We start from the raw sequence: 21,578 nt of genomic DNA on the forward strand, positions 1-21,578 counted from the left end.
AACGCCTGCTCGCGATCTTCGCGAGCGGATTTGCCCGCAAGCATTCCCGTCTTGCCGCGTAGCGATCCGAACTGTTCGGGCGCATTCGCCAATTCTTCAGCGAGCTTGTTGCGGGCGGACACCTGCTCAGCGCCGCTCGACTTCACGATGTCATCGATCCGCATTGCCTTTACCGCCTGGTCCGGCTGCTCGTAAACGAGACGGGCGCGGTTCTGGATTTCAACCCAATGGGCTGTCAACGTTGCATCGGACTGCAATTTGGCCTCCACAGTCTCAGTGACGGATAGCGCCCATTCCTCAACGCCCTTGATCCAGGGCTGCAGCGGGGCCGCCTGTTCGCGTGGCTCTGTTTGGACGGTAAGTGCGTTTGTGGCAAGATCGTGTGAACCAATGCCGAGCTTTACGCCGAGCACGGCAAGCCGCTCGCCGAGCGCCAAGAGCTTCGCCCTTTGCTCGCCAAACCAACGGCGCTGGTTCTGGATCATGGCCTTGGCGACCCTGAGGCCATAGAGCCCGCGGTTGTTGGCATAGGCGAGCGCCTGGGCGTATAGCTCCGATCTCGCGTAGTCGAGCGTCGTTTCCTTCGCTCCGGACCGGGACAAGAAGAATTTCAGCTGACCCGCAATCAGCTCGGCGGAGGTTTTTACCTGCCACTCATTGCGATGTGCCTGCTGGCCGTTCGCCAGTTCGAATTCAACTTTGCCAACGTGATGAAGGCCAATCTTGTCTCCAAGCTGGCAACCAGCCTCGCTCAGCGCTCGCTCAAGGTCCACACTCCAAGTCGTGTGTTGCTCGCCTTTCGAGTTTTGGAGCGTCACAAAATAGCTGTCGCTGTTGTTGACATTGTTCTCGAACGGAGCCTTTCCATGAGCAACGAGTTCTCCGGAATGGCGGCTGTTGAATTCCTCCTCCGACGCATAGAGCTTCACATCGTTCCGGTGGCGGGTCAGCGCCACATAGGCAAGATGCCGGTCCAGGGTGCACGTCGCCAAAACTTTCACACTATCGACCGTCGCGCCCTGCGATTTGTGGATCGTCGTCGCATAGCCATGATTGACATGCCGATAGGTTTTCTGATCGACCTCCACGCGCCGGGCTTGATCAGAATCCGGTTCGCCGATCTCGGCGACGAAGCGCCCTTCGCCCGCATAAACGACACGGGCAAGCATGCCGTTCTTAACGTTCAGTTCCCGGTTGTTCTTCAGGAATACTATTCTGTCGCCGGCGGCAAAGAACCGCTCACCCTCTTCGGTGTGGAAGCTATGCCCTTCTACCAACAGCCCGCGGTCAATCAGCGTTGAACGAGCAAGCTCATTGAGCTGGGCAACATCTGCCCGGCGATGTGCGAGCATCAGCATTGATCGGTTGGGTTCGTAATCGGCCGCCCAATCCTCGATCATCTCGTTGATGGTTTCTTCCTGAAGCGGCTTGCTGACGAAGCCTCCGTTTGACTGGTAAGCTTTGAGAGCATCTTCGACCTTGCCGCGCGCAAGATCCATCGACGCATCGCGCATCCACTCAACGCGCTGCCGGTAGATCGTGCCGAGTTCCGCATAACCGGTTCGCGCCGTCAAAGAGCGGAAGGCGGCACCCGCTTCGATTGGCTGGAGTTGTTCCGCATCACCGATCAAAACCAACTTGCCGCCGGCCTTGGCAACCGTCTCGACAAAGACGCTCATCTGACGGCTATCGACCATACCCGCCTCATCGATCACGAAGACGGTCTTTCTGTTCGGTAGGTCCTCCCCCTTCGACCATGACAGTTGCCAGGACGCCAGCGTGCGAGATGCAATGCCGGCTTCTTTCTCCAGTCCCTCGGCCGCCTTACCAGCTAGCGCGGCTCCGGCGACATGATAGCCGCCCGCCTCCCAGACCTCGCGCGCGGCTTTCATCATCGTGGTCTTGCCCGCCCCTGCCCGGCCGACGACCGACGCCATACGCTCTTTCGCCGTGATGCGCTCAATCGCAACACGCTGCTCATCCGAAAGCTGCGCGACCCTTGCCAGCACTTTGGAACAGACTTTTGCATCGACGCCATGGGATGATGCAGAAACCAACTTGTCGGCAAAGCGGCCCATCTCTGCTTCTAACCGCAATAGATCACGGCTGGTGTACTTCGCTGGCTCCAGCTTCTCCGTGTCCGGATTGATCGCTTCAACAGCGAGCTTCACCGCTTCCGGAGAATTCAGAACGCGGGCAAGCAAGTCCTGGAAAAGATCGGGATCATCGACATACCTGTGAATGTATTTCGCGATGTCCCGCTGATCGAAAACACTCTTCTCCCGCGTGACGGCATCGAGCACGATTTCCGGACGGCTGGTGATCCGCCGAACGTTCTCACGGCGGCTTTCCTCGTGCCACGCGGTTCTCTCTAGATCAGCCTCACGCCCCTGCCCTTTCGCCTCTTCCGCAATGTTGCGCGCGCTCACTCCGATCTTCGTAGTCGGATGGAGATGGATGCCCTGGGCCTCATAAGAGCGATGATCAATTCGGGCATCGTGCCCGGATTGATCAAGGCTCTTGTTTGCATGAACCGCCCATAGCTCACGCCACTCCTTGAGCGTGGCTTTGTTGCCCGCCCACGCCTTGTACTGGATCTTGCCGCCCTTCCGAACCGGCTCACCTTTCTCATCGAGAAGGGTTTCCCACTTCGACCCGAAACCCTTTTCCGTGAGCGGTGCCATGGTCAGCATGACATGGACATGGGGATTGTCTTCTTTGTCGTGATAGACCCAATCCGCAACCATTCCCCGAGACGTGAACGCATCCGCGACGAAGTTCCGCATCAGAACAATGTTCTCTTCCCGGCTCAATTCGGACGGCAGCGCAAGAACGATCTCACGGGCAAGCTGAGCATTGGTGCGGGTCTCATGCGCCTCGACCGCATTCCAAAGCGCCTCGCTCGCGCCGGCGACACTCCGACCGTCGATCAGTGTCCGGAACCACTGTGGCGTCTGATCGGGCAGTGCCAGTTCCTCATGAACCAGATCGCCGTCCTTGTGGGCGTAGTTGAATTTCTTGTGGTCCAGATCGTTGGAAACCGTCATCTGCGTGCGGTGCCGGTAGGCAGCCGCCGCGACACTCGACCGGCCCTCGCTCCGGGAGATCACCTGAACATGGAAATGGTAGATGGCCATGGAGGGCGCTGAACCTGCGGGCGGCGATGATGGGGGCGAGCGGTGGCGGGTTAAGGTGAGCGAAGCGAACAGCCAAGCCTTTGAAATTCATTTCAAGGGCCTGGCGTCAAACTTCGCCACAAGGCAGCGAAGACACTTGACGCTTAGCATGGCAGGATTGTAATCACAATCCTATAAGCGCGCATTAGAAAGTTCTGCTTGAAAAGCAGTCCTCTTAATGAGCAGCCGCCATGCGGCGCCTGGGCGCAAGCCCATCTCTTCGGTTTCAAATCGCGAAGCTCATTTCCTGAAAAGGCATTTCCAAACATGTTTGACTGGCTCATTCGCAGAAAAGCGCAAACACAGGTCACTCCACCCGCACCAACCTCTGAACGACAAGCTTCAAAAGTCGAGGCCAACACAAAGGAGGCCTCGACACCGAAGACCGAAACACGCTCTTTTTTACTGGAAAGGGTCAGGCTTCAGAATGCGATGGGCTTTAAGGTCAGCCACGACGATTTGCCTGACAGCTTCCCGCATCACTATTTCACCTCCCGTGCTTTGCCGAACGGATCGATTGCGTTCTTTCCCGGCACGTGGGCTGCGGAAACACTGGAAATCAATCTGCCCATCCGGACGACAGAACAAGTCGACGCCCAGGAGGCGGGAGCGCAGGTAGAGAACGAAAGCTCTCTTATCGATCTGAGAAAGGTCGACAAGATCCCTGCAGAGCTGGATCTCTTCTTGCCGCTCTTCGCTAAAAGCGAAATCCAGCCACTCATGATTGACATGATCCCCGAAACCTCCTTCGGCGCATCCCTCGCAAACATCCTTACTCAAGGGAGCTGGAACGCGTTGCGGCTTGAGGCTGCCGCGCGAAGCGGCGGCTGTTGTCAGGTCTGCGGTGACAAGCCCCAATCAATCGAGTGTCATGAGCTGTGGGAATATCATACTCCGAAACGCCGGGACGCGGCATCGGATACGCGCGGCGTTCAGACTCTCGTGGCGCTCCTTTCCTTATGCAAGGCTTGTCACCGGATGTTTCATCCGGGACGCGCTGAAGCGCACGGCCAGTCTGACGAAGTGTGGGAGCGCATTGCCTGGGTAAACCGCTGGACCGGCGAACAGACTGCCGCATATTCCCGTGTCGTTCAAAAGATCTGGCAACGGCGATCCTCGATCAATTGGGATCTCGATTTGAGGCTGGTGCGCAATTGGGAACTGATTGTTCAGAAGTCGAAAGTGGCGCTGCTTGATGACGGCCGTCTCCAGGATCTCAAATCGGATCGCGTCACCGGCCTGCTCGGCGTCAACTGGCGCTTCTCCAAAGAGAGCGAATTTCAAAAAGCGTTGCCTCTTCCGGACTGGTTGACTGTCTAACCGACCTTACACCCGGATCTGGTTTACCACAGGCTACGGCTTTCTCTTCGGCGCTTGATGGGGAGCGCGTTCAAGCCTCCGCCCGCTCCGTCCGGTTTTCCTCAAAACCGGACTGCGGCCCTTCGGGCTGGAAAACCAGATCCTCAAAACCCGCATTTCGAAACCGATAGGCCCATATCTTTTTACCTGAGCGGACTCCGCATGGGTTGAACGAACGGCTCCCGCTGCAACCCGTCTCGACACGGAGTCCCCGACCCGTTAAGAGCGAACCATGCCGCACCGGCAACCATTCATTTGAAGAGGAATATTTCATGGCTCCACGCACTGCCAAAACCGCGTCCGAACAGATCGACGACATCGAGGCACAGATTGCGAAGCTTCAGCAGCGCAAGAAGGAAGTGCTCAAGAAGCAGTCCGAGCGCGTTGCAAAACTCGTCATGGAGAGCGGCCTGGCCGATCTCGACATTGACGAGGCAGGGCTCTCCAAAGCTCTGAAAGACGTGGCTGCCCGATTTCAAAACCCGGCCGCTCCACAAACTGACACTCCGGCTCCGCAGAATTGAGGGGCAATTCCGAACTCTGGAAAACCGAATAAAGCGGGCTCGGCTCATGGACCGCAAGAAAGACGCAAGAGAGAAGATCCAGCTCGGCGGCCTCATCGTCAAAGCCGGACTTCGCGAAACCGACAAGGCCATCCTTCTCGGCATCCTCACCGATGCCGCGAAACGGCTTGGCGATACAAATCAGCGCGACAGATGGCGCGCGATCGGAAAGGCGGCGTTCAAGGATGACACTCAAAAGAGCAATGTTGATGCTGATCCCGATAGCCCTCATGCTGGCGGCGGTATGGGGCTTGAGCGGGATTGAGACAAAGGTGGCCTCTCTCGCCACGAGCCAGAAAGCCTACTTGATGCTCGGCAGGATCGGGCTCACCCTCCCCTTCCTCGCCAGTGCCGGCCTCGGCCTCATTGTCCTCTTCTCAGCGCGCGGCAGCCTCGACGTTAAGTGGGCGGGCTTCGGTGTCCTCATCGGCGGCATGATGGTCTTCGCCGTCGCGGCGCTCCATGAGGTTCTGCGGCTGAGTTCATTTTTGTCTCAGGTGCAGCCTGGGACGATCTTGCAATACGCCGATCTCTATTCGCTCGGCGGCGCGACCGGCGCGCTCTTCGTCGGCCTGTTCGGTTTGAAGGTCGGCTTGAAAGGCAACACGGCTTTCGGCATCAACCGGCCGAAACGTGTTTCCGGCCGACGGGCCATCCACGGCGAAAGCGACTGGATGAACAACGCGACGGCCGCAAGGATCTTTCCGGAGCAAGGCGCTATTGTCCTGGGTGAGCGTTACCGGGTCGATAAGGATAGCGTGACGGATGTCAATTTCGATCCGCGCCATAAAGAGACCTGGGGCAAAGGCGGCAAGGCTCCCCTCGTTGCTTTCGATCAGGGGTTCGGCTCCACACACGGTATCGTCTTTGCCGGATCGGGCGGCTACAAGACGACATCGGTGGTCATTCCAACCTGCCTTAAATATCCCGACTCGATGGTCGTCCTCGATCCATCGACAGAGATAGCGCCGATGGTATCTGAGAGCCGTAGCGCGATGGGACAGAAGGTTATCTGTCTCGATCCAAAGGAATCTGACGTCGGTTTCAATGTCCTCGATTGGGTCGGCAAGTTCGGATCGTCAATCGAAGAGGACATTGCGACAGTCGCGGCCTGGCTCATGTCGGAAAAGCCGCGCCTTGCATCCGGCGCCGATGACTTCTTCCGCACCAATGCGGAACAGCTCATCACCAGCGTGATCGCGCATGTGGTCTTTTCAGATCAGCAGAACGCCACTGGAAGCCGGTCGCTGCGCGCCGTGCGAAGCATTCTGACGAAACCGGAGGAGAACCTGAAAGAGTTCCTGGCCGACATCCACGACACTGCCCCGAACGAGTTCGTGAAAGAGCTCGTCGGTCCGTTCATCAACATGACGCCTCAGACCTTCTCGGGCGTCTATGCGACCGCGGCCAAGGAAACGCACTGGCTTTCCTATGACAACTATGCGGCGCTGGTATCCGGCAACACGTTTGAAACGGATATCATTACCAACGGCCGGACGACGATCTTCCTCAACATCGATCTGTCCACCCTGGAGAACCACCCCGGCATGGCGAGGGTGATCATCGGCGCATTCCTCAAGGCCGTCTATAACCGGGACGGCAACATCAACGGCCGGGTGCTCTTCATGCTGGATGAGGCTGCGCGCCTCGGCTACATGCGCATCATCGAGACGGCCCGTGATGCCGGCCGCAAATACTGCATCTCGCTCTTGATGCTGTTTCAGTCTCTCGGACAGATGCGGGAAGCTTTCGGCGGGAAAGATGCCACGTCCAAGTGGTTCGAATCCGCGTCCTGGGTTTCCTTCTCCGCGATCAACGATCCGGATACGGCGCGGTATATTTCCGACCGTTGCGGGATGACCACAATCGAGGTGGAACAAGTCAGCCGCTCCTCGCGCGGTGGTCATATCACCCGCAACCGGTCCCGCCAGCTCTCTCAGCGTCCCCTCATCCAGCCGCATGAAGTTCTGCAGATGCGATCCGACGAACAAATCATCTTCACGAGTGGCAACGAGCCTCTGCGTTGCGGCCGAGCCATGTTCTTCAGAAGGAACGACATGACCGAGAAGGTGGGCGCGTCCCGGTTTGGCAGTGCGGCGGGTTAGCGCCCCCAATTCGGTCGTAGGGGTATCTCAGCTCGATACCTAAACCTGCCGTAAACGAGCAATCTGCGTTCATTTTCAGCGCAGAAAATTCGACCGACACGACCAGTTCAATTGTGTCACCCTTAACATCCTTACGGTTTGGACAATGGCTGCGCCCGCGTTAGAAGTGACAGCGCCTCGTCATCCAAAGTGCGGAAACCGGAGGAACGCTCGATACGGAAGGACAGCACCTCACCCTCCAAGTTTATGACGATTCGGATAGCGGCCCCGCTATGACCGCGCAGGTCGTTGCAGGTCTGGCCACGGAGGATCGGCATTAAAGACTCAGTCGTACTCTTGAGATCTGCTATGACTTTGACATGGGGCAGGGACCAGAATGAACGATCTTGAAGCGATGGCCGGGGCCTTGCAGGCAAGCGGGCAGTATCGCGTGCAACGCCGCCTACAACCGCGGCTCCGCATCAACGATTCGCGTGGTGCGCCAACGCACCTGGGTCTATTTGTCGATGTCGAGACGACTGGGCTCGACCAAACAAAACACGAGATCATCGAACTTGGCATGATCCCGTTCAGCTATCTATCAGACGGACTCATCTGCGACATTGGCCCACCGTTCGAGCAGTTTCAGGAGCCTACATCACCGATCCCGCCTGAAATCACGCGACTGACTGGCATTACCGACGCGATGGTTGCCGGGCAGCGGATTGATGTCAACGCTGTCCGAACACTGGTCGACCGTTCCTCGCTAGTGATCGCGCATAATGCGAGCTTCGATCGGCCTTTTCTCGAACGCCTGAGCGATGCGTTTGAGCTCAAGCCTTGGGCCTGTTCGATGTCGCAGGTCGAATGGATCGACGAAGGGCATGAAGGGGTAAAGCTTGCCTATCTCGCCGTCGGTGCGGGCTTTTTCTACGACCGGCACCGAGCGGTTCACGACTGTCGGGCCGCCATCGAATTGCTCGCCGCGCCGCTGCCATTAAGCGGCGTGCCGGCAATGCAAAAGATGTTGGAAAAGGCACGGCGTCCGAGCTGGCGAATTTGGGCGGAGAACTCGCCCTTCCACCTGAAGGATGTCCTCAAGGCCCGGGGCTATCGCTGGAATGGAGATGACAATCCCAACCCACGCGCCTGGTACATCGATGTCGACGATGGCTCTCAGGCCGAGGAAATCGCCTTCCTTCGCAAAGAAATCTACCAGCGCGACGTCGAATTGTTGGTGCGCGAGATTACTGCTTTCAACCGCTTTTCCGATCGCACCTGATCACACACAGACACCAGTCCGGGGGTATGCATGCACATATCGAAACTGCAGCTGGTCAATTATCGAAACTTCGCCCGCGCAACGGTGAAGTTCGAAAAGGCGTCAACACGATCATCGGCGAGAACGGCTCGGGCAAGACGAATCTGTTCCGTGCGATACGGCTGTTGCTCGATGACAATCTGCTGCGCATGGCACACCGTCTCGACGAACGCGACTTTCATCGCGGCATTGGCGAGTGGCGCGGTCACTGGGTAATCATCAGCCTCGAATTCACCGATGTCTCGCAGGATGAAACGATCCAATCGTTGTTTCTGCATGGCGCCGGCAACATCACCGGCGCGACCGTCGACCGGGCGACCTATAATCTGATCTTTCGCCCGAAGGCTGCAATCCGCCAGAAGCTGGGCGAGCTTGCTGCCGGCGATCATGCTGGTCTGGCGGCGCTGCGCGCCGAGATCAGTCTGGCGGACTACGAAACGATCTTCACCGGCAAAAGCAGCGCCGATTTCTGCGACCCCAATTTCTATCGCTCGCTTGTCGGCGACTTTGACGCCGTCAACTTTCCCTCCGAGCTTACGCCACCGGAAATCGGGGGAATCGTCCCCGGTATGTTCTCGATCGCCCGGGAGATCGGCTTCACCTTCGTCCAGGCCCTCCGCGACGTTGTTGGGGTCAGAACAAGATTTGCTCCCGTAGACACGCTAAGGGCGAACGGATTGTGAACACATCCTGTCCAAGGCCAAGGGCTATGGCCAGAAAAAGCTTGCAAGGAGTCATGGTCATTCAATCACCTCCGGGTCGGCGCGGTAGTCGGTGACGACAAATCCGAGCGGGTTGATCAAGCGATTGCGACACTACCCCGGTCAAATGGGTGTCAACTCTCATACGGTGTGCGCCGCGACACCGTGACAAAGGCGTGAAATTGCTTCGAATTTCCTTGCATTTCCGACGCAATCCACCTTTGCTCTTTTTGCTTGCATTGCAACATTACACACTTATACGTTATCCACGAGAGTGCGGGTCCACAGCCCCCTCTCGTGAGTGACAACTCCCCGGAGACAGTGACCTACCATCTCAACCTTATCCGGGATTTTCGCTGTCACTGCCTGTAAAGCTGCTTTGGCAAATCCTTATCAGTGCCGCAGTGGTCCCTTACCCACAATCGGGAACGAAAAATGGCTGTATTTTCAAGCGTAATAGATACCATTGACGGATCATCAGACCTGGCCCAAGCAGAGAGAGAGGCATTAGAAGCTCTCAATGGATTGGCGGAGACCAAAAAGGATCTCTTTGCTAGTGACATAAAATTACTCTTACTGGATGCTGGAACCGGTCCAGACTTGTCTATCCCTATTTCCAGTATAATAGCCAGCGAAGGTCAGTCGCTTGCTTATTCATCAGACAACGCTGGGAGTATTCCGGACGTAATCGAAAAAACCATTAGTACCTTTCTCGATGGTCACGTAGACGATGTAATTTCAGGCATATTTGAAGCGCTAAGCAAAGCCCTGCAAACCTTTTTGGGTGCGGCCGAGGGGCGTGAATCTCAAATTGATCAGTATTACGTTTATGCCACCGAATTTGCAATTTACCGAGTAGATTTTATGGCTTGGGCATACTTTATTTCAGCCGAATCTTTAAAGACAAAAATCCAACAAGCCACAGCTTTTGGTTATGTTCGTTCCATTGTGGATATAGATGAAATACAGTGGATCGACTTTGTGGGAATTTATGGTGACCAATTAGAAAACATCGGTCTTGATCAAGAACAAATAAACGCTGCTAGGCAAAAGATACAAGATACGTGGAACTACCTAAAGGGTGAGAGTGGTGGTGATCTCGCATCTGCCGACGCTAAACCTACTTCTTATGCCGACATAAAAGCGCGATACGCTCTACCCGGCGTGACGCGCCATAGAATATAGAATGCAACAACGCCCAATGCACCGGTGAAGGTTGTCGTTTTGGTAGTGTCGCAAATTTTTCTTGATGTGAGACCAATGACTTTGTCTTGACACAGTTATCCTACGACAGTCAGGCGTTCCGGGCTTCCGGGCTCAACCTGGTAGTCAGTGCCATCGTGCATTGGAATACCGTTTATCTCAGCCGGGCTGTCGCTCATCTGCGCCAGCAGGGCCAAAACATTCCCGACGACGTGCTGAAACATATCTCACCGCTCAGTTGGGAACATATCAATTTGACCGGCATTTATTCCTGGGACACGGAACAGCAGATACCTGAGGGCTTCCGGTCGTTGCGAAGCCTGGGTCGGATCCTCCGGGCTGCATGATGTTCACAATCCGTTCGCCCTTAGCGTGTCTACGAGAACAAATCTTGTTCTGACCCCATCAAGGCGGATATCTCAGACACTTGCTTCCCGATTTCCTCGGTTGCCCTGGATGTCTGTGTGGCCAGTTCCTTTGCCTTTTTGGGGTCCATACACATCCACCACATCAAGTGCGGCTGAGTACCAAACCTCAATAAGGAACCACCCCCGAATTCGGGGGTGGTCTTTACCGGGAGGAGGGGGTCACTCCCTTGATGGACCGGGGGAGGAAGCGTTCAGGTCCAGGACGGGGGTATGGAGAGTGTACTCCCGGAATTTGTGATCTTTTTCATTCAGTGGTGCTCCAGCTTGTCAAAGCCGGGAGCACCGCGTTCAATATAGTCAAAGTATTGTTTTTCGTTCAAAATTGATTGCATTGGCAATGGTTGTAGGGTGCGGGAAGAAATCGGCGAAATTCTGAATTTTTATAGGAATTCCTTTGGAGTTCTGTTTTCAATTTTGTGATCGCATTGATCAAACTCCTGATTATTCGAAATATCCTGCTTTTCCCGGGTCAGGGAAAACTTGTGTTTGGATACGATCCTACGGGACTGCACTGTTCGGGTCTGTTCCGGCTGGGGGCAGACCCCTGAGTGCGGAAGCCGGAGCTTCAATCCCGGACCTGACCAAAGGCCAAAGGAAACCCTGTATGCAGGCGCAAAACAACGTCACTCAAATGGAACGCCCAGAGGTCAACGCCGCAAGGACAATCCTCAGCGCACTCAATCTCATCTTGAGCAAAAACGGACAGAAAAACGTCTCAAAACAGCAGATCGCAAACGAACTGCTCCCCGGACATGTCTCGCTGCGAAGCTGGTTCCACTACCTCATCGATGAGGCAAACCCTCAGGACCCAAACACACCCTTGAGGCAAGAAATCTGGAAGGCCCTCGGCTTCTCGGAAAAACAGTTCGAAAGAGGATGTAACATCGCAATCTCAATCGTCGCGTGAAACAACACGACCACACAGGGCAAGAACAGTGCCAAAATCCCCGCCAAGATCAAAAGCAGGTTTCAACCTGGTCGAACGCGCTTGAGAGAATATCTTTCGCCTCAACCGGTAACGGACCGGCAAAGTTGGGGTCAGAACAAGATCTGTTCTCGTAGACCCGCTAAGATAGAACGAATGTTGAACACATCCTGTCCAGAAATGGTGTTCGAAATAAAATATGTGTCCAAAAAGCTAATTTGGTAGTTTATGGACAGGTGGTTTGACCCTGTACGCAATTGACCGTTTTCATACATGCCACAGAATCTAAAAGGAAAATTCCTTAGCGTATATTTTGGAACAAATCTTGTTCTGACCCCATCAACGGGCTTTTCGGATCGTGGGTCGTCTCGATGGAGGCCTCGATCATGCGTGCCTTGGTGATGACGGATAAATCCACCTCGCGGCCATAGTGCTGACCGAGCATCGTAATGAAGGCTTCCTGGGCGCGGCCATTTCCTTCCCGAAAGGGATGAACGTAGTTGAGTTCCGAAAGCGCCAGGGCCGTCCTTCTGGCAAATTCTTCCGGGGCGGCCTGGACCTTCTCTGAAGGGAATTCAGGACTTTTGAAAGCGGGCCATCATCTCGGCGCGGTGCTCTTCAATCGTTATGTCTCCGGCAACATAGCGAGCGTTGGCGTTTTCCAGAACCGGATCATGAACATAGCCCTGCCGTTTGTTGGCCGCAGTGGCTTGTTCCATGGCTCTGCGGCGCTGTTCCACGGCTTCCGGGGAACGGTCCGGACGGGAGGAATGAACGTTCATGGGTAGTCTCCAAACCACGGACTTTGCAACTGACGCCATAGAGAGCCTGAACCAGGAATAGTTCCTAACTCTCTAACCTATAATAGCATTTCTGGCTGTCGAAGGCGACCGCAGAGCGTGTTTGCGTTCACTCACCGAAAGTCCGAGCTTGCACGCGAGCGATTGGCAATGCTTATCCCGGATCTCATCCTATAACGCGGATATGGCAATCAAGACTTCCATTCAAACGAATGGATCGACAAGTTGCACGCCCGTCGGTTCAAAGTCGGACGCGTTCCCGGTAACGACCCATCCGTTACGGGTCAAAGCCTGAGCAGCAATCATCAGATCAGCGCCGTTGTGACCAATTCTCGCGGAGAGTTCACCCCAACATAGGGCATCCGATGCGGTAAACTCCAACAACCGGTCGCCAAACATCAAAACCGTCCGGTCCAACCACTGACGAAGATCCTTGGCAAAATCCATATTCCGCCGTTCCTGAAGCCGGATTCCTCTTTCAATTTCGCCAAGCGTGACAACGCTCACATAGAGCGTTTCCTCCGGCTTATCCGACAACCAGGCAGCGACCTTGGGCGCTCTTTCTGCACGCCTTGCTGCAGAAATCACGTTTGTATCCAGCACATAGATCAAAAATCGACATCCCGAGGCGTCACCTTTGATCGCTCAAAGCCCTCTCCCGGGAAGCTGAGGACATGGTCTGCAAAGCTCTCGCGCCGCCCTTTCGCTTCTCTGAGAAGCCGGTGGTACTCTTCCGCGGAAATAACGACGACGGCTGGTTTACCTCTGCGGGACACTTCCTGCGGCCGGCCAGCCATTGCGGCCTCAACCACCGCGCTGAACCTGTTCTTTGCATCTTGAAGCGTGATCATCTCGCCCTCACGAATTGGCTAGCTACCTAGCTAGATAGCATTTTCTTCATCAATTTCCAAGTTTATCGTGTGGTCAGCGCAAGTTTTCGCCGCCCGGTCCGAGCGTCCACCGCCTCACACCAGCCCATGCAGGGATTTGTGGAGGTGGAGTTTGCCCTCCCCTGCCCTGTCAATCATTGCGCGGAAATACCCGCCAGGCGAGGCAATCTGCTCCGGATCCCGCAGCGCCTTCTCGGCGACAACCACAAGGCAGGCCGCGGCCAGATATCGGCCTTGCCGCTCGACAGCGAGCTGATATCCGGCTGGACTTAGGCCGATCAGCAGGCGCAACTGTTCAGCAGTTCCACAAAGGGCTGGCCAACTGTTCAAGTTGATCCCGGTTTCTGCCTGTACCGATGAACATGCCGACTGGATGAGCCCTATGGAAACGCCATCCAGGTTGGTTTCGGGAAATTTGCTTCCCACTCCCCTTCCCGCTTGCGATTTCGGTCGTTGTGTTTCCGAGCGCCCGCCGCGAGGCTCTTTTTCAAGAGCCATTTCAACGGCGGAGCCGTTGTCAGAAGAAAATTCAGTGTCTTGCTCGTTAGAGCAAGTCCGCTGAGGATTACTTCCAGGAGAGTCGGTTGGGGTTGTATTAGATAAAGGGCTGACATCAATGTCACCCGCGGATGACATTTCATCCTTTATTTCCAACGAGTGTGTGTCATGCAGAGCCAGAATTTCCGTGTAGATCGTTTCCAGGATCCCCGCCTTTTCCACGACAGTCAGTTCATCCCGGTTCACAACTGAATGGGCCCGTGCTGCAAAGCCGTGAAACTCCGCAGGCTCCAATTCGACCATGTCGGCGATCGCCCGTGAAAAGCGCGTGACGGCCCGCTTGGCTTCCTGCTCTGCCTTAATCCGGCGCTGGAACGCATCCGCCTGAGCCTTGAAGGCTTCCAGGTTGAAGCATGCAGGCGTGAAGTCGAGCCCGTAGGCCTGCGCGAAATCTCCGTCTGAACCGCGGTACATATAACGGCGCCCAGTCGGGCTGTCCCGATAGGCAAGCACTCCGGCTTCGACGAGCTTCTTCAGGCAGCGGGTGACGGTGCGCGTGGTGCGTCGTGTATATTCGGCAAGCCGTTGGTTGGAGATTGCCACCACCGGCCGTTTCCCTGCCTGGAAGTCATCCGCCTGGACGAGGCCCAGGAGAATATCCAGGACATGGTAGGCTGTACCATCAATACCGAGCGCCGGCGCGACGCGTTTCAGAACCAGGGAGATTTCCTTCTTGGTGACCTTCGGCCGATCCTCCTGGGACGCCAGATGCGCGCTCGCAAGGATCCCGGCAGACACCTTGCGAAAACTCGCAATCTGCTGAGACGAAGACATAAGTCCTCCTTTGCCGGAAGCATATAAACGCGACCGGGCACTGAATTTTCAGATGCGAGACAAGCCGGAAGACGCAAGAAACCGTGCTCTGCCGCGAGACAGAACTTGCTTTGCACTGCGAGTGATTCTAGAATCAGAGCTGCTAGACCGAGATTATAGGCACTCGTGCTTATCTCAACGAGGACCCGCCCACGTGGCGGGTTCTTTGTTTCATGGCATTATTTGCTAGTTTTTTTCCCTTCGCTTTTTTTGAACTCTTCAATCAACACCGTCATCTTGTCAGCCACAAACTGAGCAAATGCCGGCTCCTTCTTCGCATCCAGGAAGATTTTGACACCGTTGCTGGTCTGCTCCATCGTCCCGAACGAACGACCTTCGTTCTCCAATCGAGACTTTTCGGCCCTGGGTTTCGTCGTCCTGAATTTGTCTGCTTTTTCAGCTGTCCTATAAGCCAGTTCGAAACGCTTGTTGGAGTCAGCTCCCTTCCAGACAGCGCTTTCAGGCAGCGCACGTACCGCTTCCAGGATCGAAGGTTTCTTTGCACCCCGTTCAGCGAGGCTCGCAAATGCCTCCCAACGATTTCGACCTATTTTGGGTGCAGGTCCGATCAAACGGAAAATATCAGCCGGCACCAAAGCCACGATTGCCGACATTTTCGAGATCGTAGTGTCGGACGCAACACCAACAGACTTGGCTACAAGCTTACGGGTAAAACCGGCTTCCAATAGAGCGACCGCGTACACGGCCTGCTCAATAAACGACAGGTTTTTTCGTTCGTTATTTTCAAGACCTTGAGCGATGACAAGCTCTTCGTCAGAAAGCTCTTGAACATAAGCTTTCACCTTTTGCCCTAGAACCATGCAAGCACGATTGCGTCGCGCCCCGTAAGCCAGTTGGTACTGACCGCTTTCTGTCGGATGAGGACGAACAAGGATGGGAAGCCGCTGTCCTTCTTCTCTAATGGAAATCACCAAGCTTTGAAATTCCGGGTCTTCATCGGTCCAATCAAGGCGATCTTGAATGATGGAAGCACGCACTGTGACCGGGTCGAGCTCAATCGTTTTGGATTTTTCGAGCTCGGCTTTCAGCCGAAGGTTTTCTTTTTCGATGCTTGCAAAGCTCGCCTGAAGTGCTTTCGTCGGAGCTGTGGTCATCGGCCGGCTGGAAGACTTGTCCGATTTCTCAGCTTCAGCCTGTTTGGCAAGTTCGTTCGGGTCTACCGCGCCAAACATGCCGGCAAGGCGTTTTGCCCGGTTGGATGCTTTGTTCATCACCGTCCCCAGACTTTCAATATTTCATGGAAGATCTCAGTGTTGGCAGCATTCACAGATTCTATGGCTCGGTTGTAGGTATCGCGTCCAACAGAACCTTTTTCGAGCTCATAAAGTGTCTTATTTTCCAGTCCGGCATTTGTAATCGCAGTAGTCTCAACTACCGCTGCCGTCAAAACGCTTTCACCGAAAAGAGAACGAAGCATCGCGGCTATGTTTACCTGTGGCACATCGTGGGGAATATGTCGGGTCAAAAGAAAGCGCATGAATTCATGGTCGACCGGAGCACCAAAGTGAGCCATTTGCTCGAGCATTTCGTCCATCATGTACAAGAACTGGTTCATGCTTGCGACGTCGATCATCGCGGACTGCACAGGGATAATTAGGCCGGTAGCGGCATAGACAGCGTTTAAAGTCAAATACGACAATTGCGGTGGCGCATCGATCACCACAACATCGTAACGGTCCTCCACACTTCTCAGCGCAGTAGCCAAACGGCGAATGAAATACTCGTCTCCCACGTATTTGTTGCTAATGATGGCCGCAGGAGTTTCATAGTCGAAATATTGCAGTTCGCTCTGCCCTGGAACTAGATCCAATCCTGCAAAGTAGGTTGGCCGAATTATTTCCGGAAGTGGCCGACGCTCCTCATCGTATCGGAGGACCCCAAACACCGTTTCATTGTCGCCAACCTCCAAGACTGGTTGGACACCCAGCATCTCCGTCAGACTTGCTTGGGTATCAAGGTCTATGGCTAGGACACGGAGTCCTTGTAACGCCAGAAACTGAGCTAAATGCAAAGCAGTTGTCGTTTTCGCACAACCGCCCTTAAAATTGGCTATTGCGACAATCTGCATTCCGTCTTTCTCGCGACGACGAGGATTAAACTGCAGGGACTGAGCCGGACGCTTTTCAGCCAAAAAAGATCTAAGTTCGTTAATCTGTTCGAGCTTATACATGCGACGATTGCCATCAGATCGCGCAGGTTGCGGCCCTTCGTTATCGAGCGACATTTGCCGCAAGGTTGCGGGAGCAATACCGACTAATTCAGAAACTTCTGACGAGGAGAACGATCGCAGATGCTTCCGCGACTCTGGTGGATAGTTCTGCTGCCAGTTGTTCTTGATTTGCTGACTCAACAATGACGAAAAACGCGCAATTTTTCCCCTTGTCGAGTTGGGGTCCAATTCCTTGTCAGAAATTGCGGCTTCTTCAGTCATTCTGCTCTCCGACGCAAATAATTGAAAAACACGAAAAATAGCGTCAGATCGAACTAAGAGCGAATTAGTGATTCCTGTCAATGGCTTTTTGGTTAACGCGCGTTAACATATTCACCGAGGATAGGCCAACGTGGGTATAGAGGTGACTGTTGCTTTAATTATCCACGGCCAAATGGATGCCACTGTAGCAGACAGGCCTATAAGATTGGCGGGCTCGAACAGTTCGTCGATGAACTCGTTCTCGCCTTTGACACCTAGTTTCTTGCGGTGGATGTGGCCGCGGCTGATGGTTCGGATTGTCTTGATCCTGGTCAAGGTGGCCTTTGCGGTTTGCAAGGATCGGAAGCTTTGCCGGCACCCCTGAAACCGCTTCAGGGCAGCATGGTCACTTTCGATCCGATCGCTCCGACACTTTCGGTCGACATGACGGATGCTGTCGAAATGTGAATCGTATTATTGATTGACCTCACTAATGATGGGCCGATAGGTGTGGGCTTTGTCGGTGTAGATCGTGACCGACCGATACAAACGAGCCCGCTCGATTGCCTCGCGAAGAATGGCTCTCGCTGCCTTCGCGTCGCGACGTGACGTCGGGCGGAAGTCGACCATCTGACCGCTTCCGTCGATCGCGCACCACAGGTCACGCCATCTGCCCCCCGACGCGAATGTATGTTTCATCGGCGTGCCAGAATACGCGCGCCCGCCGCAGGTGCTTCTCGGTTCGCTTGGTCAGCTCGGCACCAAACTTCTGAACCCAGCGATTCACGGTCGATCGGTTGACGATTATGCCGCGCTCTTCCAAGACATCGACGACATCTTGGCAAGACAGCGGATATCGCAGATGCCGGCGGACGGCACAAAGGATGATCTCACGTGGAAAGCGGTGATACTTGAGGGGAGATTCGCGCGGCATGCTCTACCTCAAGAACCGCAATTAACGCACCAATCCCAAAAATATAGTTCATGGATCGAGCGCTCCCCTGGCTACACCAAGAAAGTTCGGAGGCACCGATAACCGAACTGACTTGGCGAACTTAAGCTTTCAAACCCCGCAGACCAAAAAGCGTTGCACTCTACGATGTCATCAATCCAAGCGACTTGAGGTACAATGCTTCGATGATGTCGAACGCGGATTGATATGCAGCGGAGAATGAAAGGGTCCTAAGCGCCACAGCCGCGGTCCTTGCTGATGTCGTAGCAAATCCCGCTGGCTATGCTTTTTCAAATTTCCGTCTAAGACCGCGTGTGCATTGGCACTAAATTTTTCTGTTACCCCCTACCCTTTGACCAAAGTGGTTCAGACACCTCATCCTGCGTGGGCGTGTCAGATGCTACGGGTTCAAGCACTTGTTTTGTCGACTTTTTTTTCTTGAGACACTGCGTTCGCCAAACAACATCAACCGGATCTTGTTCACCTCGACGCGCAAAACCTTCCGCCCTGGTGAGCGCCGCACTGTTCGCCTCCGAGCCGCCACTCGCCGTGCGTCAGCACCCACAAAGCTGCTTCAATTCTTCCGAAAATCCGAGTAGACGCGGCTCTGGTGCTCACCTTTCAAAACAACGAATTCATCTTCGACCGCAGCAGAAGGGCAGGCCGTAATGTAGACAACGCCGCATCCATTTTCTGGATGCGGCTCAACGAGTTAGTTGGCTTGGGCCTTCTGGGCGTTTTCATTGTCCGCCTTCAGATTGAGGATGTATCCGAAACGGACACTGACGAAAGGCGGGATGCCGACGGAAAGACTGATACTTAGCTGCCCGCTGTGCTTCGCTTTCGTTAGACGCTTTTTGACGTTGGACAGGACGTCGCGGCTGGTACGGTTGAGGAATTTGATCAGCTGTTTCATGTCGGTTCTCCTTTTGATGATTGCGTTTGGTGCGCGGCAATCGAACGTGGCGATCGGGCTCAAAAAGCACCGCTTGCGGTCGCAACGAAGTGGAGAACCCGGAGGGTTGCCGTTTGAGACAAGCCACGTAAATTCGCTGCGTGACCATATGCATCAGTCATCAAACGGAACCGTGATCGGTCTTCAAAACCTCAAACAGACCGGCTGCTTTGCTGATCCGTGAAACTTCTGATGAAAGCGATTCAGCTCGGTGCACCCTTGTCGGAACATCGGCTGCAGCGGGCTAAGCCCGTGTGGCAAAGTCTCGAAGGCGCAGTGGCCGCCAGAAAGCCAAATCCAACTACCTCGTTGCGCCGCTGCAAGCGGTGCTCTTATGCGCGGGGGGAGGGGAGATTCGAGGGGAGGGGTTTAGGGCTCCCTTCGCCCGATGGCCTACCGCTCGATGCGGTAGGCGAGCGGAACGGGCTCCAAAATCGGTAGTTTGATAAAAGGCCTTTGCTCAGCTATTCCGGGAGCGGTCGTGCGGCACCGTTTCACGGTTGTGTCATGCTTGGCCGCCGCTTTTCACGTTTGCACACTACCGGCCGATGTCGCGAGGACATCCGATTGCCTGCTTGACTTCCATCATTTGGAAAATTCAGAGAATTGACTTATATTCTTATCCGGAGTGGGACGGCAGGTTTCCCCGCCGCCCCCTTCCCTAAAGTATGAATTGGACCCGGATTTCGATTTGCAAGGTCGTCCGGGTCTTTTTCACTTTAAGGGTAACGCTGATAGGCCAATGCCACATCGTCGTTACCTCCGGTTTGAGAGCAAGGCTGTTGCCTCAGCCGGGCTAGCCTATCCGGCCCGGTCGCGCCGCTTGCTCGGCGCTGCTGCTTTTGCTGCTCAAAACTGAATCAGGTTTCCTCTTTGTAGAGCGCTAAAACTCTCGGGTTCGTTAACTGGTCGTGCGTTGTCTCAAATGTGGCGCCGTCCCATTCAATCCACGCTTCCCAACCGGTCGGCGTCGCCCTGCCGTACCATACTCGAACGCTAATCCGATTGTTCGGCAATTCTTCGACGGTGGAAACTGTGTGCGTGCCACCGAGGCCGGAATCAATGTCATAGACTTTGACTTTTCGTATCGGTCCCATGGTTGCCTCACAGCAACGCAAGTTGTTCGGCGGGGCGATGTGGGACGGTCGGAACCGTCAGGGCGCTTAGGCGCTCCTGCACCTTTCCTTGTCGGGCGCGATCCTGGGCAAACTCGTAGCAGGCGATTTCGCAAATGATTGAGGTATCCTTCCAATCTTCCTTGTACATTGAGGTATCGACGCCCGCGCCTTCGTGCATGCGGAAACCTGTCAACTTCCGATAGTCAGCCGCAGGGCCGGTTTCAACCCTCTGAAAGCATTGCGCGCCGGAATATCGGAAGGCGGCGGACGCTTGCGGGACGATGAATGCGCCCCGATTGGCCAGTTCGGCCGCGATGTCGATCACGTGAAACTCAAACTGGCGGCCACGATAGCGCGGTCCATTGCCGGCGCGCTTCACGGCACCGAACGGCGGATTGGACGCGGCCACGTCAAAACGCTCTCCACCAAGCTCCCTTTGCCAGTCCCTCCAGTCAAAGACATCGGCGCAGATCCAACGAGCCTCCGGCAGCAGCTTTCTGCCCACCTCGACATATCGGGGATTCAGCTCAACGCATGTCAGGTCCGGGCAATTGTCGGCCCATTTCGCGCGGTGGTGCAGGAAGTAGGACAGGATTCCGATCCCGGCGCAAAGATCGATGACGCGGCTGCCAGCGCCCCCGGCATCGATGGAGAAGTCTGCAGCCAGCCCCCAGGGCGTAAAGAACGCCCCGGATGCTCCGTTGATGTGGTTCGCGCCTTCGTGCCAGTTCTGAAACACGAAGTCTTTTTCGTCTTCGCTCAAGCGATCCTTGGTCAGGATCGCCTCGGCCTCCGCGTGGGCCTTGCGCTGCGATTTGGTGAGTTTCGCCATGGCTTAAAACTCCCCATCTACAACGATGATGGGTTCGCTCTTGTCCATGCGAATATTCAAACCTGTCAGGCCGATTCCGATCAGGTCCGGGCCTTCGAAGTTGATCAATTCAGGATCCATCACAGGCCGGTAAACCGTGATCAGCTCCGCGATCTCCTCGACGGTCATGCGAGGCTCGGCAATGTCTCCGTGCTCATCCCTGCCCACGATGACAAGGTTTCCGGCAAACGGATTTGGAAAGTCCTTGAGGCGAACGATTGTATGAAGACCGTCTGTCAGGCCGTTGTCGTCCACGAAGACATCGTGATTGTCATCGAGGCGGGCGACATCGAAAAAGCTGCACTTGATGCGCTGTTTGACTTCCGCAATGTAGTTTGCCCGGCTTAGGGAGATATTGGCCATTGCCCCGAAAAAGGCATCGTAAAAATAGGCCGTGACGAACTCGGATTTGTTGGTCATAGAGCGATCC

Annotated in this window: 21 protein-coding genes and 3 pseudogenes; 9 read left to right on the forward strand and 15 right to left on the reverse strand. The window is 55.0% G+C overall.

All coding sequences use genetic code 11. The features are described from left to right. A partial coding sequence (traA, locus tag Q0835_RS27440; RefSeq protein WP_298966315.1) for a Ti-type conjugative transfer relaxase TraA occupies window positions 1–3,137 on the reverse strand: 3,137 nt, incomplete at its 3' end. A 306-nt stretch (window positions 3,138–3,443) separates the two neighbouring features. Here traA and Q0835_RS27445 point away from each other — a divergent pair. From Q0835_RS27445 to traG, 4 genes are all read left to right on the forward strand, one after another. Beyond that, complete coding sequence (locus Q0835_RS27445; protein WP_298966317.1) at window positions 3,444–4,496, forward strand: hypothetical protein; 1,053 nt, start codon at window positions 3,444–3,446, stop codon at window positions 4,494–4,496. Window positions 4,497–4,807: 311 nt separating this feature from the next. Next, a complete protein-coding gene (locus Q0835_RS27450; protein ID WP_298966318.1) occupies window positions 4,808–5,059 on the forward strand; it encodes a TraC family protein in 252 nt (83 codons plus the stop codon). 46 nt (window positions 5,060–5,105) lie between these two features. After that, the gene (traD, locus tag Q0835_RS27455) at window positions 5,106–5,363 is read left to right on the forward strand and encodes a conjugal transfer protein TraD (protein ID WP_363324516.1); all 258 of its coding nucleotides are present in this window, start codon (window positions 5,106–5,108) and stop codon (window positions 5,361–5,363) included. Continuing rightward, a complete protein-coding gene (traG, locus tag Q0835_RS27460) occupies window positions 5,308–7,203 on the forward strand; it encodes a Ti-type conjugative transfer system protein TraG (protein WP_366142414.1) in 1,896 nt (631 codons plus the stop codon). The genes traD and traG overlap by 56 nt, the downstream gene beginning before the upstream one ends. 131 nt (window positions 7,204–7,334) lie before the next feature. Here traG and Q0835_RS27465 read toward each other — a convergent pair whose 3' ends face one another. Then, window positions 7,335–7,520, reverse strand: a complete 186-nt coding sequence (locus tag Q0835_RS27465) for an energy transducer TonB (RefSeq protein ID WP_298818008.1) — start codon at window positions 7,518–7,520, stop codon at window positions 7,335–7,337. A gap of 59 nt (window positions 7,521–7,579) precedes the next feature. Between Q0835_RS27465 and Q0835_RS27470 the strand changes: the two genes are divergently transcribed. The 5 genes and pseudogenes from Q0835_RS27470 to Q0835_RS27490 all read left to right on the forward strand — a co-directional run bounded on the left by Q0835_RS27470 (window position 7,580) and on the right by Q0835_RS27490 (window position 11,742). Then, the gene (locus Q0835_RS27470) at window positions 7,580–8,464 is read left to right on the forward strand and encodes a 3'-5' exonuclease (RefSeq protein WP_298966323.1); all 885 of its coding nucleotides are present in this window, start codon (window positions 7,580–7,582) and stop codon (window positions 8,462–8,464) included. A 26-nt stretch (window positions 8,465–8,490) separates the two neighbouring features. Further along, the gene (locus tag Q0835_RS27475; protein WP_298966326.1) at window positions 8,491–9,186 is read left to right on the forward strand and encodes an AAA family ATPase; all 696 of its coding nucleotides are present in this window, start codon (window positions 8,491–8,493) and stop codon (window positions 9,184–9,186) included. A gap of 453 nt (window positions 9,187–9,639) precedes the next feature. Further along, window positions 9,640–10,389: a hypothetical protein gene (locus Q0835_RS27480; protein WP_298818002.1), complete on the forward strand. Its 750-nt coding sequence runs from the start codon at window positions 9,640–9,642 to the stop codon at window positions 10,387–10,389. Between the two features lie 98 nt (window positions 10,390–10,487). Further along, window positions 10,488–10,754: pseudogene (locus Q0835_RS27485) on the forward strand (Tn3 family transposase); the annotation flags it as partial. 685 nt (window positions 10,755–11,439) lie between these two features. Beyond that, a complete protein-coding gene (locus Q0835_RS27490) occupies window positions 11,440–11,742 on the forward strand; it encodes an RNA polymerase subunit sigma-54 (protein ID WP_298966328.1) in 303 nt (100 codons plus the stop codon). Between the two features lie 355 nt (window positions 11,743–12,097). Here the strand turns inward: Q0835_RS27490 and Q0835_RS27495 are convergent. The 13 genes and pseudogenes from Q0835_RS27495 to Q0835_RS27555 all read right to left on the reverse strand — a co-directional run. Continuing rightward, window positions 12,098–12,316 (reverse strand): annotated as a pseudogene (locus tag Q0835_RS27495) (Fic family protein); the annotation flags it as partial. 19 nt (window positions 12,317–12,335) lie between these two features. Continuing rightward, a complete protein-coding gene (locus Q0835_RS27500; RefSeq protein ID WP_298817973.1) occupies window positions 12,336–12,542 on the reverse strand; it encodes a hypothetical protein in 207 nt (68 codons plus the stop codon). A 222-nt stretch (window positions 12,543–12,764) separates the two neighbouring features. After that, window positions 12,765–13,163, reverse strand: a complete 399-nt coding sequence (locus Q0835_RS27505; RefSeq protein WP_298818012.1) for a type II toxin-antitoxin system VapC family toxin — start codon at window positions 13,161–13,163, stop codon at window positions 12,765–12,767. Window positions 13,164–13,168: 5 nt separating this feature from the next. After that, a complete protein-coding gene (locus Q0835_RS27510) occupies window positions 13,169–13,411 on the reverse strand; it encodes a type II toxin-antitoxin system Phd/YefM family antitoxin (protein WP_298817971.1) in 243 nt (80 codons plus the stop codon). A 114-nt stretch (window positions 13,412–13,525) separates the two neighbouring features. Then, the gene (gene repC / locus Q0835_RS27515) at window positions 13,526–14,782 is read right to left on the reverse strand and encodes a plasmid replication protein RepC (RefSeq protein ID WP_298966331.1); all 1,257 of its coding nucleotides are present in this window, start codon (window positions 14,780–14,782) and stop codon (window positions 13,526–13,528) included. A gap of 218 nt (window positions 14,783–15,000) precedes the next feature. Then, entirely contained in the window at window positions 15,001–16,053 is a 1,053-nt protein-coding gene (gene repB / locus Q0835_RS27520) for a plasmid partitioning protein RepB (protein ID WP_298966333.1), read from the reverse strand. Beyond that, entirely contained in the window at window positions 16,053–17,273 is a 1,221-nt protein-coding gene (gene repA / locus Q0835_RS27525; protein ID WP_298966336.1) for a plasmid partitioning protein RepA, read from the reverse strand. The genes repB and repA overlap by 1 nt, the downstream gene beginning before the upstream one ends. Window positions 17,274–17,384: 111 nt before the next feature. Then, window positions 17,385–17,951: pseudogene (locus Q0835_RS30415) on the reverse strand (DDE-type integrase/transposase/recombinase). Continuing rightward, a complete protein-coding gene (locus Q0835_RS27535; protein ID WP_298966344.1) occupies window positions 17,914–18,186 on the reverse strand; it encodes a transposase in 273 nt (90 codons plus the stop codon). Before Q0835_RS27535 ends, Q0835_RS30415 begins: the two are co-directional and overlap by 38 nt. A gap of 730 nt (window positions 18,187–18,916) precedes the next feature. Continuing rightward, on the reverse strand, window positions 18,917–19,120 hold the full coding sequence (locus tag Q0835_RS27540) for a trans-acting factor B (protein ID WP_298966346.1): 204 nt from the start codon (window positions 19,118–19,120) through the stop codon (window positions 18,917–18,919). Between the two features lie 899 nt (window positions 19,121–20,019). After that, window positions 20,020–20,256 carry a hypothetical protein gene (locus Q0835_RS27545; protein WP_298966351.1) on the reverse strand — a complete coding sequence of 79 codons (237 nt, stop codon included), beginning with the start codon at window positions 20,254–20,256 and terminating at the stop codon, window positions 20,020–20,022. A 7-nt stretch (window positions 20,257–20,263) separates the two neighbouring features. Beyond that, on the reverse strand, window positions 20,264–21,109 hold the full coding sequence (locus tag Q0835_RS27550; RefSeq protein WP_298966354.1) for a methyltransferase: 846 nt from the start codon (window positions 21,107–21,109) through the stop codon (window positions 20,264–20,266). A gap of 3 nt (window positions 21,110–21,112) precedes the next feature. After that, on the reverse strand, window positions 21,113–21,568 hold the full coding sequence (locus Q0835_RS27555) for a hypothetical protein (RefSeq protein WP_298966356.1): 456 nt from the start codon (window positions 21,566–21,568) through the stop codon (window positions 21,113–21,115). Between the last annotated feature and the right edge of the window lie 10 nt (window positions 21,569–21,578).

It is taken from the genome of uncultured Roseibium sp., from assembly GCF_947499295.1.
GTDB lineage: Bacteria > Pseudomonadota > Alphaproteobacteria > Rhizobiales > Stappiaceae > Roseibium.

Bases quoted from the DNA above. Each gene is read 5' to 3' on its own strand.
- Q0835_RS27445 (WP_298966317.1), top strand. From the start codon at position 3,444: ATGTTTGACTGGCTCATTCGCAGAAAAGCGCAAACACAGGTCACTCCA.
- Q0835_RS27450 (WP_298966318.1), top strand. From the start codon at position 4,808: ATGGCTCCACGCACTGCCAAAACCGCGTCCGAACAGATCGACGACATC.
- traD (WP_363324516.1), top strand. From the start codon at position 5,106: ATGGACCGCAAGAAAGACGCAAGAGAGAAGATCCAGCTCGGCGGCCTC.
- traG (WP_366142414.1), top strand. From the start codon at position 5,308: ATGCTGATCCCGATAGCCCTCATGCTGGCGGCGGTATGGGGCTTGAGC.
- Q0835_RS27465 (WP_298818008.1), bottom strand. From the start codon at position 7,520: ATGCCGATCCTCCGTGGCCAGACCTGCAACGACCTGCGCGGTCATAGC.
- Q0835_RS27470 (WP_298966323.1), top strand. From the start codon at position 7,580: ATGAACGATCTTGAAGCGATGGCCGGGGCCTTGCAGGCAAGCGGGCAG.
- Q0835_RS27475 (WP_298966326.1), top strand. From the start codon at position 8,491: ATGCATGCACATATCGAAACTGCAGCTGGTCAATTATCGAAACTTCGC.
- Q0835_RS27480 (WP_298818002.1), top strand. From the start codon at position 9,640: ATGGCTGTATTTTCAAGCGTAATAGATACCATTGACGGATCATCAGAC.
- Q0835_RS27490 (WP_298966328.1), top strand. From the start codon at position 11,440: ATGCAGGCGCAAAACAACGTCACTCAAATGGAACGCCCAGAGGTCAAC.
- Q0835_RS27500 (WP_298817973.1), bottom strand. From the start codon at position 12,542: ATGAACGTTCATTCCTCCCGTCCGGACCGTTCCCCGGAAGCCGTGGAA.
- Q0835_RS27510 (WP_298817971.1), bottom strand. From the start codon at position 13,411: ATGATCACGCTTCAAGATGCAAAGAACAGGTTCAGCGCGGTGGTTGAG.
- repC (WP_298966331.1), bottom strand. From the start codon at position 14,782: ATGTCTTCGTCTCAGCAGATTGCGAGTTTTCGCAAGGTGTCTGCCGGG.
- repB (WP_298966333.1), bottom strand. From the start codon at position 16,053: ATGAACAAAGCATCCAACCGGGCAAAACGCCTTGCCGGCATGTTTGGC.
- repA (WP_298966336.1), bottom strand. From the start codon at position 17,273: ATGACTGAAGAAGCCGCAATTTCTGACAAGGAATTGGACCCCAACTCG.
- Q0835_RS27535 (WP_298966344.1), bottom strand. From the start codon at position 18,186: ATGCCGCGCGAATCTCCCCTCAAGTATCACCGCTTTCCACGTGAGATC.
- Q0835_RS27540 (WP_298966346.1), bottom strand. From the start codon at position 19,120: ATGAAACAGCTGATCAAATTCCTCAACCGTACCAGCCGCGACGTCCTG.
- Q0835_RS27545 (WP_298966351.1), bottom strand. From the start codon at position 20,256: ATGGGACCGATACGAAAAGTCAAAGTCTATGACATTGATTCCGGCCTC.
- Q0835_RS27550 (WP_298966354.1), bottom strand. From the start codon at position 21,109: ATGGCGAAACTCACCAAATCGCAGCGCAAGGCCCACGCGGAGGCCGAG.
- Q0835_RS27555 (WP_298966356.1), bottom strand. From the start codon at position 21,568: ATGACCAACAAATCCGAGTTCGTCACGGCCTATTTTTACGATGCCTTT.